This window comes from Vibrio sp. JPW-9-11-11 (assembly GCF_013369335.1).
Taxonomy (GTDB): domain Bacteria; phylum Pseudomonadota; class Gammaproteobacteria; order Enterobacterales; family Vibrionaceae; genus Vibrio.
Genome location: NZ_SZQJ01000004.1, coordinates 42,777 through 57,472, shown reverse-complemented (window position 1 = coordinate 57,472; position 14,696 = coordinate 42,777). Strand labels below are relative to the sequence as shown.

Below are 14,696 nucleotides of genomic sequence, written 5' to 3'. Positions count from 1 at the left end.
CGCCTGTACTCACGCCAATTTAGCTTTCTTCACCACACGTCACTTGGCCGAATGTGACCAATCGCTCTGGGCGAGTTACTGAGTAATAGTGTTAAGTGTGATGTCGCTCCTGGAGCATCGATTGATAGAGCGCCTGCTGCTCTGTTGGGCGCACAACCGTGTACGATGGTTTCATGGCTTGCTGCGCTTGCTCCGCATCACGATAAACGCCCGCCCCCTTGAATGCATACATGGCCGCGCCTATGACTGTCGATTCGGGCTGGTCAACAATACACATGGGTATGCCCAGTACATCGGCTCGAATTTGATTCCACAACACATTCTTCGAGCCCCCCCCCACCACCATGAGGCCGTCAGCTTCAAATTGGCTAATGTCAGCTAAAGTAGATAGGCTGTCGGCTAACTGAAACGCTAAACCTTCAAGAGCCGCGCGATAGATCTCACCGCGCGTGGTATTGATAGACAAGCCACTCAATTGCCCCTTGCCTCGATTTTCAGCATCCAATAAAAAGTCAGGGACAAAGCGGGTGCCATTACAACCGACTGGCGCCGCACTCCCCTCGGCAATCATCACCTCGTACTTGCTTTCGTCTCGCTGTATATCGCTAAACAACGTGTTACAGACCCACTCCATCACGGCACTGGATAGCCACTGAATCGCTGGATTGTAGAGCCCATTTTTGGCATCAAGCTCTGTGGTTAATCCTTGGCGTAAGTATTCGGCTCTTAATGTTGGACGCGGTGCGCGAGCCATCAGAATTTCCCACGTCCCCGAACTTAAGAAGGGTTGGTTTTCGAGTACCCCTGAGCCAAACAAGGCAAATTGGGTATCGTGACCTGCCGACACCACCGGAGTATGCTCAGGAACGCCCAATAGAGACGCCGCCTCTTGATCAATCCACCCGACAATATCGCCCGCATCAATCATTGGTGGAAAATGGTCTTGGCTTAAGCCGAGGTAATCGAGCGTCGGCAGGTGCCAATCCTTGGTATCTAAGTCGGTCATCATAGACGTGCCCGCCATGGTGCGATCGGTCGTCCAGCGCCCTGTCAATTGATGGGTAATCATCGAAGAGATAAAGACCCATTTATCCATGCGTTGGTAAATATCGGGCTCGTTATCCTTCAACCATTTCAACTTAAACAAGGTGTTGAATGAGTAGTCTCCCACCCCGTTGGCCTGGTATAGAGCGCTTCGGTCCAGCTCAGAAGCAACTTGTTCCATAACCGCCGCTGTTCTTGAACATTTCCAAGAAATAATGGGATAAATCTGCTGACCATTTTTATCAAACGGGGCCCCATCAACACCAAAGGTGGTTACCGACACCGCAACAATATCTCGGGCATTAATTTGCGCCGTCACCTTGTGGCAACATTCCACTAGCTTGTGCCAAATCTGTTGGTAGTCCCAAACGTGTTGCGTGCCATTTTGTATTGTTTCATTCGCGATGTAGTGCGACGCAACAATGGCACCTTGTCGGTCCACGGCGATAGCTCGCACGTTGGTTGCACCACAATCGAGAATGATGACAAGAGACATGGAAATACTCCTCATAAAGCCCGCCGATTGAAAACGGGCAATTAATTTTATGACTGTGTGTAACTAGGACGAATCGTCAGTTACTTGTAGATAGGACCGAAGTTTTGACACGCTCTATAATCTTGACCTTCAATATCTTGGCCAAAGGCTGACCAAGTATGAGGTCGGAACACGTCTTTGCTCGCAACGTTGTGCATGGCCACCGGTATACGCAGCATAGATGCGAGCGAAATTAAGTCAGCACCAACATGACCCGACGTGATCACACAATGGTTCGCGCCCCAATTCGCCATCACGTCGTAAACAGATCTAAACGCGCCCTCGCCAGTCAGTCTCGGCACAAACCATGTCGTCGGCCAAGTTGCGTTAGTACGCTCATTCAGAATGTGGTGCACCTCTTCTGGCAGTTCAATAGAATGGCCTTCCGCAATTTGCAGTACTGGCCCCAGCCCCGCAATCATGTTGATTCGGTGCATAGTGAACTTCATATTCCCGTCAGTTAAGAACTGAGAAGAGAAACCACCCCCGCGGAAGTACTCTTCAATTGCCGGACACCACTTAGTCGCCGCCAAGGAGGCTTCCACTTCTTGTTGCGTCAGTTCCCAATGAGGTTTCATTGTCGGTTGCCCTTGCCCATCGCGTGCTTTGCCAGCCCCGTCTAACGCAGCCGAGCCTGAGTTCACTAAATGGAGAAAACCACTCTCTGGTCGAATGCCCGTCACACGTTCAACGGCATCTTGCGACCAGTAGGTACGCACATCGTGAAACACTTGCGCTTCAGCGGTTAACAGTTGACCAAACATCATGTTTACACCGTTGAGGGCGTCGTTCTCGGTTGCCACACAAATCGGTGCACGAACGCCATTCCAGTCAAACGACGAGTTGAGAATCGCTTCAGAGAAATCACCGTTGGGTAAATGATCGGTCCAATGACGCTGACCTTGGAAGCCACCCAAGATCGCATTGTGTCCCTTGGCTTCTTCAGCAAAGCCTAGCTCCGCCAACTTGGGGTTGCCTTGCATTAGGTCACGCATGATCATCGTCATTTTAACGACCGTTGCCCAATCTTGTGCTTTGCGCTCTTCGCTAAATGGGGTGTTGTTGTAATCTTTACCCTCTTGGCAATACTTCTTCACCCACGACATGGCAAGTTGAAACTCTTCTTTGTCGTACACTTCGCGATCGATACGACGCTTGATTTCAATCATGTCGACGTATTCATTGCGCATACCTAGGTATTTTTGGAAGAACTCAGGATTCACCACTGAACCTGCAATCCCCATAGAGACTGAGCCCATAGACAGATATGACTTGCCGCGCATCGTAGCAACCGCGAGACCCGCACGACAAAAACGCAAGATTTTATCTTGCACATCTGTTGGAATGCTCTCGTCACCCGCATCTTGGACGTCTTGACCGTAAATCGAAAACGCGGGTAATCCGACCTGTGAGTGAGCCGCCATCGCCGCCGCAAGATAAACAGCCCCCGGACGCTCAGTACCGTTAAAACCCCAAATAGCTTTCGGTGTATGAGGATCCATATCGATGGTTTCGGTGCCATAACACCAACATGGCGTCACCGTTAACACTAGGCCGACATTCTCGCGCTTAAACTTTTCAGCCGTTGCGGCCGATTCACACACACCACCAATGGTGCTGTCCGCTATCACACACTCCACAGGAGTGCCGCAAGTGTGACGAATATTCTCTTCAATAAACGTAGCCGCGCGTTTCGCCATGTCCATTGTTTGTTGCTCTAACGACTCTCGAACGCCCATTTGACGACCGTCGATAGTTGGACGAATACCAATTTTTACTAAATGACTCATGTTAACTTCTCTTAATCTGTGGGGTGATTGCCCTATCTTGTGGTCTTCAAGGCCTAAGTGGTTCTGGTCAGCCACCTCATAAGCGGCACGACCTAAAATAACCATGATTGAGCAACTGTCCCTGAACATTTGAATCCGCTCTAAAACATGGCGTAATAAAATAAAGAGGATTCACAATGCCAGTGACAAACAGGTTATAAAGGGCGACTTTCTCTATTGATGAGGATCGAACTTTTCAACCTTAACAACTAAGAACACTATCAATAAAAGGCTGTCGCTTGTGTGTGATCTCAATCATGCTTGCTTATAAGGCGCGCTCCGATTCGATGAAGGGTGAAATCGGGCACAAATAATCGGTCATTTTGTGTGGCACCTGAGTCAAAGTGGTGACGAACTCATAGAATATTGACCGTTTATCCATCATGACTGAGCGCCGCTAGATAACCCCTGGTGGCTGATCACAATATCAATATCGTCGTAATCACAAATTTTTATCACACTGCGCTTTTTTTGCTTGCTGGCATCAGCGAGCAAGATCGTTTTGGTCGAAGCGTGAATGAGCGCCGATTTGATATCGCGATTTTGTTCATTGGAATCCCATAGGCCGCTGTGTATATCAAAGCCCTCACAAGAAATAACAGCGAGGTCGAGGGATAAATTGTGCAAATTATTGCGCGTCAGCATGCCGTAAAAGGCTTTGTACTTGTCGGAGTAGACACCGCCCAACATAATACAACTCACGTGCTTTTTGGCCGCTAAAGCGGTGATGTTGTTGAGGGAGTTGGTGATCACAGTACAGCGAATATCAGGCATGGATTGAGCGACCCACCAACTGCTGCTGCTGGCATCCAACCCAATGACCATATCTTGATAAACATGACTCAACACTTGCTCGACCAGCTGCTTTTTCTCCGTGCTATTTACTCCGGCTCGAGCATTAAATGAGCGTCCTTCATCACGCAGATCGCGAATCACAGCGCCACCATGCACTCGACTCAGTTCGCCACGTTTTTCCATGCTCGCTAAATCACGACGTATGGTCTCAGGACTCACGTTTAAGCTTTGAACTAAATCCATGACGCTAACCTGACCAAACTTTTTTAACTGTGCCAGTATTTGCCCTTGCCGCAATTGCACTTTCATCTTCTCTCTCCGCTTATGCTTAATCACAGTGTTAATGCTCGGCAGATATAGAAATAGATCTGCGTCAAGATCGATATCTAAAGTGGGCAAAACCGGCGATTAAAGCGCATAAAAACGACAAAAGTGGTGATTTTGTAAGCCGCTTTGAACAAGTCCGTTGACCGAAAACTCCGACTTCTGACCAAAACGGGCACTGTTTTGACTGGGATTAATTGATAAAAATCACATCTATCGCAATTGAACTGTCCCCGTGCTTTACACGTCACGCTATCTCGTCAAACCTAAGCGCTGATCAACCTTGTTAGGAAACCGAGGATGAAATCTCGTCATCAGTCCATTCTTGAGTGGCTCAATCAGCATGAATTCGTTACTGTCGGGGCGTTGGCAAAGGCGTTGAACAGCTCCGTAGAAACCATTCGTCGCGATCTCAAACACCTCGATCGACAAGGCTTGTTATGCCGTGTGCATGGTGGGGCAAAACGCAATACCGTGTCAGACGTGGGTGCACCGTTAAACGTTCGTCAGAGGATTCAGGTCCAGGAGAAGCGCAACATTGCCTGTAGAGCGTTTAAGCTGCTGCAAGAAGATATGGTGATAGGAATCGATGCCAGTTCAACGACTTTACAGTTGGCGAAAACACTGTCTAACACACCTTGTACTGTGGTTACCCCTGCGCTACCTGTCATCGACACACTGGCTAATAACGAGCTCGTTGAGGTGATCGCAACGGGTGGTAGCTATTGCAATAAATACCGAACCTTCTTTGGCTCGATAGCGGAAATGATGCTGGCGAGAATTCAAATGGATATTGCGTTTATTTCATGTAGCGCCCTAGATGACAATGGTGTGATTTGGGACTCCAATGAAAACAACGCCGCATTAAAACGTCGATTAATGGCTAGCGCAGATCAGGTGGTGCTGCTCATCGACAGCAACAAATTACATCGAAAACATTTAGTTTCGTTCGCTAACATCAGTGATATTGACGTTCTGATCGCCGAGCAGCGCTTACCCAAGGGCATTCGAGACACATTAGACGACAAAGGCGTGTTAATCATTGATGACCAGCGATGAATCAATAATCAGCGTCCCGACTATAAGGCCGCTCTGTATCATCGATGACACCGTTTTAGATACCTTCTGACAGCGTCTTACTGCTCTATGCTGCATTGGCGACTCTCATCTACTAGATGATTCGCTCCGTTCGGCATACAAAAAAAGACCGAACGTTTCTACGCTCGGTCCTGGTTGTATCTAAACACTATCCGTTTATCAATCTTATCAAACGATCTGCGTCTTTAATGGCCATGTTTCGGAAAAGATGACAAACAGTGAGTCATCTAAACATCCAAGTTAGCCACTTTCAGTGCGTTCTCTTCGATAAAGTTACGACGCGGCTCAACTTGGTCACCCATTAAGGTCGTGAACAGTTGGTCTGCGCCAACCGCATCTTCGATTGTTACCTGCATCATACGACGTGTTTCTGGGTCCATGGTGGTTTCCCAAAGCTGATCTGGGTTCATCTCACCCAAACCTTTGTAGCGCTGACGGCTTAGGCCACGCATCGATTCTTTCACTAGCCACTCTAACGCTTGGGCAAAGCTTGCCACTGGTAGGGTACGCTCACCACGCTTGATGTACGCGCCTTCTTCCAGTAACCCATCTAACGCCTCTGCAAGGTCTGCCAGCTTGGCGTACTCTTTTGAGTTGATGAAGTCGATGCTCAGTGCGTACTCGTGAGTCACACCATGGGTGCGAACAATAATCTTAGGTAGGTTTAGGCCAAGCTCTGCGTGCTGCTCCACCTCAAAACTGTATTGGCTCGCGCCCACTTCTTTGGCGTTCAATTGTTCCACCAGCTGCTTGGTCCAAGCTTCAACCGCTGCCGCATCATTGCACTGCTCAGCAGTCAAACGCGGCGAGTAAATCAGCTCGTGCATCATGGCTTTCGGGTAACGTCGACTCATGCGATCCGCCAGCTTAATCCCAGCATTGTATTGCTGAACCAGTTTCTCAAGCGCTTCGCCCGCCAGTGCTGGCGCTTCAGCGTTCACATGCAACGCGGCGTTATCGAGTGCAAGAGAAACTTGGTATTGGTTCATCGCCTCTTCGTCTTTAATGTACTGCTCTTGTTTGCCTTTCTTCACTTTGTAAAGCGGTGGCTGAGCAATATACACGTAGCCACGCTCGATAAGCTCAGGCATTTGACGGTAGAAGAAGGTCAACAGTAGCGTACGAATATGCGAACCATCGACATCGGCATCGGTCATGATGATGATGTTGTGGTAACGCAGTTTATCTGGGTTGTACTCGTCACGACCGATACCACAGCCAAGTGCTGTGATAAGCGTTGCCACTTCTTGAGAAGAGAGCATCTTATCGAAGCGCGCTTTCTCTACGTTAAGGATTTTACCTTTCAGTGGCAGAATCGCTTGGTTCTTACGGTTACGACCTTGTTTTGCGGAGCCGCCTGCCGAGTCACCCTCCACTATGTAGAGTTCAGACAGTGCTGGGTCTTTTTCCTGACAATCTGCCAGTTTACCAGGCAGGCCTGCTAGATCTAACGCGCCTTTACGACGTGTCATTTCACGCGCTTTACGCGCGGCGTCACGAGCACGGGCTGCATCAATGATCTTAGTACAAACAATTTTTGCTTCGGTTGGGTGCTCAACAAGGAACTCAGACAGCTTCTCGCCCATTGCCGACTCCACCGCAGACTTCACTTCAGAAGAGACCAGTTTGTCTTTAGTTTGGCTTGAGAATTTAGGATCAGGCACTTTTACCGAAATAACTGCCGTCAGGCCTTCACGCGCATCATCGCCAGAAGTGGCAGTTTTCGCTTTCTTCGAGAAACCTTCTTTGTCCATGAACGAGTTTAAGGTACGAGTCAGTGCTGCACGGAAACCCGCCAGGTGGGTACCACCATCACGCTGTGGAATGTTGTTAGTGAAACAGAAGATATTCTCTTGGTAACCATCGTTCCACTGCATGGCAACTTCAACTGCAATCCCGTCTTCACGCTCTGAGTTGAAGTGGAACACTTTCTCGATGATCGGCGTTTTATTGGTGTTCAGGTGATCAACAAAAGCTTGAATACCGCCTTCGTACATGAAGTGGTCATGCTTATCTTCTTCACGCTCATCGCGCAGCTTAATTGATACACCAGAGTTTAGGAAAGAGAGCTCACGTAGGCGCTTGGCGAGAATATCGTAATGAAACTCAGTGTTAGAGAAGGTCTCTTCACTCGGCCAGAAGCGAATTTCGGTACCCGTTTGATCCGTTTCGCCAATCACCGTCAGTGGCGCTTGCGGCTCACCATGGTGGTAGGTTTGAGTGTGGATTTTACCGCCGCGGTGAATGGTCAGTGTAACCTGTTTTGACAGTGCGTTGACCACCGAAACCCCCACTCCGTGCAAACCGCCCGACACCTTGTATGAGTTATCGTCGAACTTACCACCGGCGTGCAGAACCGTCATGATCACTTCGGCAGCAGAAACGTTCTCTTCTGAGTGGATTTCAGTCGGAATACCACGACCATCATCGCGAACTGAAACTGAATTATCCTCATGAATAGTGACGACGATATCTGTACAGTGACCCGCCAACGCTTCATCAATTGAGTTATCCACCACCTCAAAAACCATGTGGTGCAGACCGGTGCCATCATCCGTGTCGCCGATGTACATACCAGGACGCTTACGAACCGCATCCAGACCCTTTAGTACTTTAATACTCGATGAATCGTAATTTTCAGACATGAGTTATCTTCCGCTATATATTTTGTTCTATTGTGCCATGTTCCACATGGAACATCCTGCCATTTTCATCTCGCATATCTGCGATCTGACTGTCAGTAATAGAACTTACAAAAACTTGAGCCCCCGTCTGTTTCAAGCAGTCAGCAAGACGCTTGCGACGTTGGCTATCTAATTCTGATGCAAAGTCATCAATTAAGTAGATACATTGCTTGCCAGTCATCTCTGTCAGGTGCTGTCCCTGCGCCACGCGCAATGCACAGACCATCAATTTTAACTGGCCACGTGATAGAACGTCTTCAACAGGTGTTCCATTCACTTTAATGCGCAAATCGGCTTTGTTTGGCCCACTAAAGGTGTACCCCAATGCCTGATCACGCTCGAAATTTTTTTCAAGCAGCGCCTGATATGGCGTCTCCTTGTCCCAACCTCGGTAGTATTTCAACTGGATATCAAATTCTGGCAGAAAAGCGTGACAAATCTCTTCAGCCTTGATGGTCATCTGCTCAACATAACTGGCACGCCATTGGCTTATGCTTTCCGCTAGACGGGCCAACTCTTGGTCCCAGTAACTCAGCTCGCGATAGCGAGTTGCGGTTTTGAGCAGCGCATTGCGTTGCTTGTTAAGGCGCTTAAAGCGGCCCCATGCATCATAAAAGGCTGATTCGGTATGAAACACACCCCAATCGATAAATGCCCGGCGATGTTTCGGCCCATCGGTCAATAAATCAAACCCTTCAGGGTGAATTAATTGCAAGGGCAACACCTGAGCTAATTGCGCCAGTTTTTGTCCAGATTGACCGCCTATTTTAACCTCTGTTGAGCCATCACGCTGCTTATTAATGCCAATTGGTAGCTCAAATTGATCCGAGGTCAAAAAACGCCCATGAACAAACAGCTCATCGCACTCGTTTTGGATCACCCGGCCCGTCAAACTACTTTTAAACGAGCGACCATGCCCCAGTAGATAAACCGCTTCAAGCACGCTGGTTTTACCGCTGCCGTTAGGACCAATAAGAAAGTTAAAGCCTGTTGATAGTTCAATATCACAGGCTTTAATGTTTCTAAATTGCTGAATGATGAGACGAGAGAGCGGCATGCTAGAGTCGAATTGGCATCACCACATACATCGCGCTGTCATCCTCGGCGTTCTCGATCAAAGCACTGGCATTCGCATCTGACATCGAAACACGGACTTTGTCACAACGCAAGGTGTTGAGAACATCAAGTACATAGCTGACATTGAAACCAATCTCGATAGGGTCACCTTCAAAGGTCACATCGAGCATCTCTTCCGCTTCTTCCTGTTCGGGGTTGTTGGCGGTAATGCGCATTTCGGTATCCGCCAAGTTGACGCGCACACCGCGGAATTTTTCGTTGGACAAGATGGCTGCTCGAGAAAAGGCTTGACGCAATTCGTCACATCCCGCTTCCAAAGTCTTGGTTGTCGTTTGCGGCATCACGCGACGATAATCGGGGAAGCGACCATCCACCAGCTTAGAAGTAAACACATAGTTATTGACTTCGGCACGTACGTTTGAACTACCGATCTGCAGCACAACTGGCTGTTCAGGCGCATCGAGCAGTTTAACCAACTCTAAGACACCTTTACGCGGTACGATGATCTGCTTTTGGGCAAAATCGGCACCGAGTTCGGTTTGCGATACCGCCATCCGGTGGCCATCGGTAGCTACGCTGCGCAGAGTCGAAGCATCAATTTCAAACAGCATACCATTGAGGTAGTAACGCACATCTTGGTTGGCCATCGAAAACTGAGTTTTTTCAATCAAGCCACGCAATTCACCTTGGCTCAGCGATATTTCAACTTCACTCTGCCAATCTTCGATATTCGGAAAGTCGTTGGCAGGTAAGGTCGCCAGAGAAAAACGACTACGCCCCGAGCGAACCTGAACACGGTCACCTTCGAGAACAAAGGTGATCACTGAGTCGTCCGGAAGACCACGACAGATATCTAAAAACTTGCGTGAAGGGACGGTTATCGTGCCCGCTTCAAATTCACCTTCCAACGTCACTCGGCTAATCAATTCGACTTCTAAGTCGGTCGCGGTCATCGACAGTACATTGTCTTCAACTTTGAGTAGCAGGTTGCCAAGAATAGGCAAAGTTGGACGACCACCTAACGCGCCTGAGACTTGCTGGAGAGGTTTCAGTAAATGGCTACGCTCAATAGAAAATTTCATAGGATGCTCTTATCCGAATTCGTTATTGTTGCTCGAGGCTTAGAATACTGTGAATCAAGAAATAGTGCGAATTAAGAAGAAAGCGTACGAATCAGGTTCGAGTAATCTTCTTTGATGTCGTGGCTCTCTTCACGTAGCTGCTCAATCTTACGACATGCATGCAGTACCGTGGTATGGTCACGGCCACCAAACGCATCACCAATTTCTGGCAAGCTGTGGTTGGTGAGCTCTTTTGCCAGCGCCATGGCTAGCTGACGAGGACGTGCTACAGAGCGCGAGCGGCGTTTCGATAGCAGATCGGCCACCTTGATTTTGTAGTACTCGGCCACTGTCTTCTGAATATTGTCGATGGTGACCAGTTTTTCTTGCAGTGCCAACAGGTCACGCAGCGCTTCACGCACAAAATCAATCGTGATTGGGCGGCCAGTAAAGTTGGCATTGGCGATAACACGGTTAAGCGCACCTTCCAGCTCACGAACATTAGAACGTAGACGTTTAGCGATAAAGAACGCCACCTCATCGGCAAGATGAATTTGGTGATCTTCGGCTTTTTTCATCAAGATCGCGACGCGTGTTTCAAGCTCTGGTGGCTCGATCGCCACCGTTAGGCCCCAACCGAAACGCGATTTGAGGCGATCTTCGACACCATTGATCTCTTTTGGGTAACGGTCCGACGTCAGGATGATCTGTTGGTTGCCTTCTAACAGAGCGTTAAAAGTATGGAAGAACTCTTCTTGTGAACGCTCTTTATTCGCAAAAAACTGGATATCATCGATAAGCAGTGCATCGACACTCCGATAGTAACGCTTGAACTCTTCAATCGCGTTGTTTTGCAGTGCTTTTACCATGTCTTGCACGAAACGTTCAGAGTGCATATACACCACTTTGGCGTTCGGTTTGTTATCCACAATCGCATTGCCGACTGCGTGCAGCAAGTGAGTCTTACCTAAACCGGTGCCACCATAGAGAAACAGTGGGTTGTATGCCGAGCCAGGGTTGTCCGATACCTGACGCGCGGCCGCTAAGCCGAGCTGGTTCGATTTACCCTCAACAAAATTGTTGAACTTATGTTTAGGGTTAACGTTTGAGCGGTGATTAATATCGGCGAGCGCTTGAGCGTCGTCATCCCAGGTTTTGTGTACTGGCTTACGTGCTTGCAGCTGAGCAGGCGCAGACGACTCTGCCGCGACATCGGCAGGTGTACGCTTGGGCGCCGGTTTTGGCGCTTCGACCGGACGGCTACCTACCTCAAAACGCAAACTAGGGATATCGTGGCCACAGTACTCTTGCAACAGTCGATTAATACTATTGAGGTACTTATCGCGTACCCAATCGAGAACAAAACGGTTAGGGGCAAAAAGTGTGAGCGTATTGTCATTGAGCTCCGCTTGTAACGGACGAACCCACATGCTGAATTCAGTTGCTGGTAGCTCTTCTTGAAGCTGTTGCAAACATTGCAACCAAAGCGAAGATGACACAGTGCCCCCACTCGAAGTTATTGATCGGAAAAGATTGGCAATTTTACCTGTTGATAACCAAGATCGCCAGCAAATGATCGACGATCCAGTGAATAAGATCCAAGTTATTCACAATATTTTCGAGATTATTCGCGAGATCACCACATGCTGCCCCATTTTTACTCACACTTTGATCCACATTAGGGCAATTTTCCCCGGATCGTCATTCTGGTGATAAGTCTGTGTATGAATGATCGCGACAACGACTCAACGAAGAAGATCGAGCATTGAAAATCGGCCTCTGGAATTGAGTGTCGAATTATTACTCAAGCTTATTACTCGACTGTCTAGGTTATTGCACTTAGTTATTTATCTAAATAAGCAAAGTAACAGTAGTATTTATCCCCAAGATAATTTGGAGCTGTAATATGAAAAACTGGATTAAAGCTGCTGTGGCAGCCATCGCACTGTCGACTGCTACTGTTCAAGCGGCAGCAGAGGCTGACCTAACTGAAGTAAAAGTCGGCATGTCGGGCCGTTACTTCCCATTCACTTTTGTTCAGCAAGATAAACTGCAAGGCTTTGAAGTTGACCTATGGGATGAGATTGGTAAGCGCAATGATTACCAAGTGGAGTACGTAACGGCTAACTTCTCTGGTCTGTTTGGCCTACTTGAGACTGGTCGCATCGACACTATCTCTAACCAAATCACCATGACAGAAGCTCGTCAAGCTAAGTACCTATTCGCCGACCCATACGTGGTTGATGGCGCGCAGATTACCGTGCGTAAAGGCAATGACAGCATCAAAGGTGTCAAAGATCTAGCCGGTAAAACAGTCGCGGTTAACCTAGGTTCAAACTTCGAACAGCTACTGCGTGACTACGATAAAGACGGCAAGATCAATATTAAAACTTACGATACAGGTATCGAACACGATGTGGCGCTTGGCCGTGCTGATGCCTTTGTCATGGACCGCCTTTCTGCTCTAGAGCTGATTAAAAAGACCGGACTGCCATTGCAACTTGCAGGTCAACCGTTTGAAACCATTCAAAACGCGTGGCCGTTCGTTGATAACGAAAAAGGTCAACGACTACAAGCCGAGGTTAACCAAGCTCTAGCAGCAATGCGCGCCGACGGTACGCTCGAAAAAATTTCGCAAAAATGGTTTGGTGCTGATATCACTCAGTAATCTCGATATACTTGCTATCACTGATTAGATAGAACACCTTTCAACCCACTGCTTGTGATGCTTTGCAGTGGGTTTTTGCTTTTCTATACCGTTACTCAATATTGGAACAGACTATGGGATTCGACTTTAACTACATGCTGGATCTAATGCCGATACTGCTCAAGTATCTCGGCACCACCATGGAGATGGCCACCTGGGGGTTATTCTTCTCACTGATTCTATCGGTGATTCTTGCCAATATTCGCGTTTTTCGCGTTCCGGTACTCGATCAGCTTAGCCAGCTCTATATCAGCTTCTTTCGCGGCACGCCGCTGTTAGTCCAACTGTTTTTGTTGTATTACGGTTTACCGCAGATCTTCCCTTGGCTTGTCGGTCTTGATGCGTTTAGCGCAGCCGTGATCGGTTTAACCCTGCACTTTGCCGCTTATATGGCGGAAAGCATTCGCGCTGCCATTATTGGTATCGATCGCAGTCAAATGGAAGCCAGCTTATCGGTAGGGATGACCACTACTCAAGCAATGCGCCGCGTGATTCTACCGCAAGCGACACGTGTCGCTCTGCCATCACTGATGAACTACTTTATCGACATGATCAAATCGACCTCTTTGGCGTTTACCTTAGGGGTGGCAGAAATTATGGCCAAAGCGCAAATGGAAGCCTCGTCGAGCTTCCGTTTCTTCGAAGCTTTCTTGGCGGTAGCGCTGATCTACTGGGGCGTAGTGGTTATTCTTACTCGGGTACAAATTTGGGCGGAAGCAAAACTCAATAAGGCGTATGTACGATGATCAAACTGAGCAATATTCAAAAGCGCTTTGGCGAAACAGAAGTACTAAAAGGCATTGATCTCGACATCAAACAAGGTGAGATCATCGTCATTATTGGCTCTAGCGGTACCGGAAAATCGACCCTATTGCGCACGGTCAACTTCCTCGAAAGTGCCGATAAAGGGGCCATTACCATTGATGATGTCAGTGTCGACTGTGAACAACACACCAAAGCCGAAGTTCTGGCCCTGCGTCGTAAGACTGGTTTTGTATTTCAAAACTACGCCCTGTTTGCCCATATGACCGCAAGGCAAAATATTGCAGAAGGGCTTATCACTGTCCGTGGCTGGAAGAAATCAGACGCCCTACAACGCGCTCAGCATATATTGGATGATATCGGCTTGGGTGATAAAGGCGACAGTTATCCAGCGGCACTCTCAGGTGGTCAACAGCAGCGTGTGGGTATCGGTCGCGCGATGGCACTTCAACCAGAACTGCTGCTTTTTGACGAGCCGACATCAGCACTCGACCCTGAATGGGTGGGAGAAGTTCTGAATTTAATGAAAGACTTAGCCACTAAACACCAAACGATGCTGGTGGTCACGCATGAAATGCAGTTTGCTAGAGAGGTCGCCGATCGGGTGATCTTTATGGCGGAAGGGCACATTGTTGAGCAAGGTTCTCCACAGGATATCTTTGGTAATCCACAAGATCCTCGCTTACGCAAGTTCCTTCGACAAGTGGGCGCTGAGTAAAGATCAATAGATAAGATCGATCGATCCTTGAGATTTTACTCACACTCCGTATAATCGCTCGG

11 protein-coding genes are annotated in these 14,696 nt (G+C 48.3%); 4 read left to right on the top strand and 7 right to left on the bottom strand.

Annotation, left to right across the window (positions count from 1 at the left end):
* Positions 1 to 91 precede the first annotated feature (91 nt).
* The 3 genes from fucK to FCU94_RS02835 all read right to left on the bottom strand — a co-directional run bounded on the left by fucK (position 92) and on the right by FCU94_RS02835 (position 4,512).
* On the bottom strand, positions 92 to 1,540 hold the full coding sequence (fucK, locus tag FCU94_RS02845) for an L-fuculokinase (RefSeq protein ID WP_176287044.1): 1,449 nt from the start codon (positions 1,538 to 1,540) through the stop codon (positions 92 to 94).
* Between the two features lie 80 nt (positions 1,541 to 1,620).
* A complete protein-coding gene (locus FCU94_RS02840; protein ID WP_176287043.1) occupies positions 1,621 to 3,369 on the bottom strand; it encodes an L-fucose isomerase in 1,749 nt (582 codons plus the stop codon).
* Positions 3,370 to 3,789: 420 nt separating this feature from the next.
* A complete protein-coding gene (locus FCU94_RS02835; protein ID WP_176287042.1) occupies positions 3,790 to 4,512 on the bottom strand; it encodes a DeoR/GlpR family DNA-binding transcription regulator in 723 nt (240 codons plus the stop codon).
* A gap of 315 nt (positions 4,513 to 4,827) precedes the next feature.
* Between FCU94_RS02835 and FCU94_RS02830 the strand changes: the two genes are divergently transcribed.
* Positions 4,828 to 5,586, top strand: a complete 759-nt coding sequence (locus FCU94_RS02830; protein ID WP_176287041.1) for a DeoR/GlpR family DNA-binding transcription regulator — start codon at positions 4,828 to 4,830, stop codon at positions 5,584 to 5,586.
* Positions 5,587 to 5,852: 266 nt separating this feature from the next.
* On the opposite strand, the gene gyrB is transcribed toward FCU94_RS02830, so the two are convergent.
* The 4 genes from gyrB to dnaA form a co-directional block, all read right to left on the bottom strand.
* Entirely contained in the window at positions 5,853 to 8,270 is a 2,418-nt protein-coding gene (gyrB, locus tag FCU94_RS02825; RefSeq protein WP_176287040.1) for a DNA topoisomerase (ATP-hydrolyzing) subunit B, read from the bottom strand.
* Between the two features lie 13 nt (positions 8,271 to 8,283).
* The gene (gene recF, locus FCU94_RS02820) at positions 8,284 to 9,366 is read right to left on the bottom strand and encodes a DNA replication/repair protein RecF (protein ID WP_176287039.1); all 1,083 of its coding nucleotides are present in this window, start codon (positions 9,364 to 9,366) and stop codon (positions 8,284 to 8,286) included.
* Position 9,367: 1 nt separating this feature from the next.
* On the bottom strand, positions 9,368 to 10,468 hold the full coding sequence (gene dnaN / locus FCU94_RS02815; RefSeq protein WP_176287038.1) for a DNA polymerase III subunit beta: 1,101 nt from the start codon (positions 10,466 to 10,468) through the stop codon (positions 9,368 to 9,370).
* 71 nt (positions 10,469 to 10,539) lie between these two features.
* Positions 10,540 to 11,946: a chromosomal replication initiator protein DnaA gene (dnaA, locus tag FCU94_RS02810; RefSeq protein ID WP_176287037.1), complete on the bottom strand. Its 1,407-nt coding sequence runs from the start codon at positions 11,944 to 11,946 to the stop codon at positions 10,540 to 10,542.
* Between the two features lie 407 nt (positions 11,947 to 12,353).
* Between dnaA and FCU94_RS02805 the strand changes: the two genes are divergently transcribed.
* The 3 genes from FCU94_RS02805 (at position 12,354) to FCU94_RS02795 (ending at position 14,634) form a co-directional block, all read left to right on the top strand.
* Entirely contained in the window at positions 12,354 to 13,115 is a 762-nt protein-coding gene (locus FCU94_RS02805) for an amino acid ABC transporter substrate-binding protein (protein WP_176287036.1), read from the top strand.
* Positions 13,116 to 13,228: 113 nt separating this feature from the next.
* Complete coding sequence (locus FCU94_RS02800) at positions 13,229 to 13,900, top strand: amino acid ABC transporter permease (RefSeq protein WP_176287035.1); 672 nt, start codon at positions 13,229 to 13,231, stop codon at positions 13,898 to 13,900.
* A complete protein-coding gene (locus FCU94_RS02795; protein ID WP_176287034.1) occupies positions 13,897 to 14,634 on the top strand; it encodes an amino acid ABC transporter ATP-binding protein in 738 nt (245 codons plus the stop codon). Before FCU94_RS02800 ends, FCU94_RS02795 begins: the two co-directional genes overlap by 4 nt.
* Positions 14,635 to 14,696: the final 62 nt, after the last annotated feature.

Bases quoted from the DNA above. Each gene is read 5' to 3' on its own strand.
- dnaN (WP_176287038.1), bottom strand. From the start codon at position 10,468: ATGAAATTTTCTATTGAGCGTAGCCATTTACTGAAACCTCTCCAGCAA.
- FCU94_RS02835 (WP_176287042.1), bottom strand. From the start codon at position 4,512: ATGAAAGTGCAATTGCGGCAAGGGCAAATACTGGCACAGTTAAAAAAG.
- FCU94_RS02840 (WP_176287043.1), bottom strand. From the start codon at position 3,369: ATGAGTCATTTAGTAAAAATTGGTATTCGTCCAACTATCGACGGTCGT.
- FCU94_RS02805 (WP_176287036.1), top strand. From the start codon at position 12,354: ATGAAAAACTGGATTAAAGCTGCTGTGGCAGCCATCGCACTGTCGACT.
- fucK (WP_176287044.1), bottom strand. From the start codon at position 1,540: ATGTCTCTTGTCATCATTCTCGATTGTGGTGCAACCAACGTGCGAGCT.
- FCU94_RS02830 (WP_176287041.1), top strand. From the start codon at position 4,828: ATGAAATCTCGTCATCAGTCCATTCTTGAGTGGCTCAATCAGCATGAA.
- FCU94_RS02800 (WP_176287035.1), top strand. From the start codon at position 13,229: ATGGGATTCGACTTTAACTACATGCTGGATCTAATGCCGATACTGCTC.
- recF (WP_176287039.1), bottom strand. From the start codon at position 9,366: ATGCCGCTCTCTCGTCTCATCATTCAGCAATTTAGAAACATTAAAGCC.
- gyrB (WP_176287040.1), bottom strand. From the start codon at position 8,270: ATGTCTGAAAATTACGATTCATCGAGTATTAAAGTACTAAAGGGTCTG.
- FCU94_RS02795 (WP_176287034.1), top strand. From the start codon at position 13,897: ATGATCAAACTGAGCAATATTCAAAAGCGCTTTGGCGAAACAGAAGTA.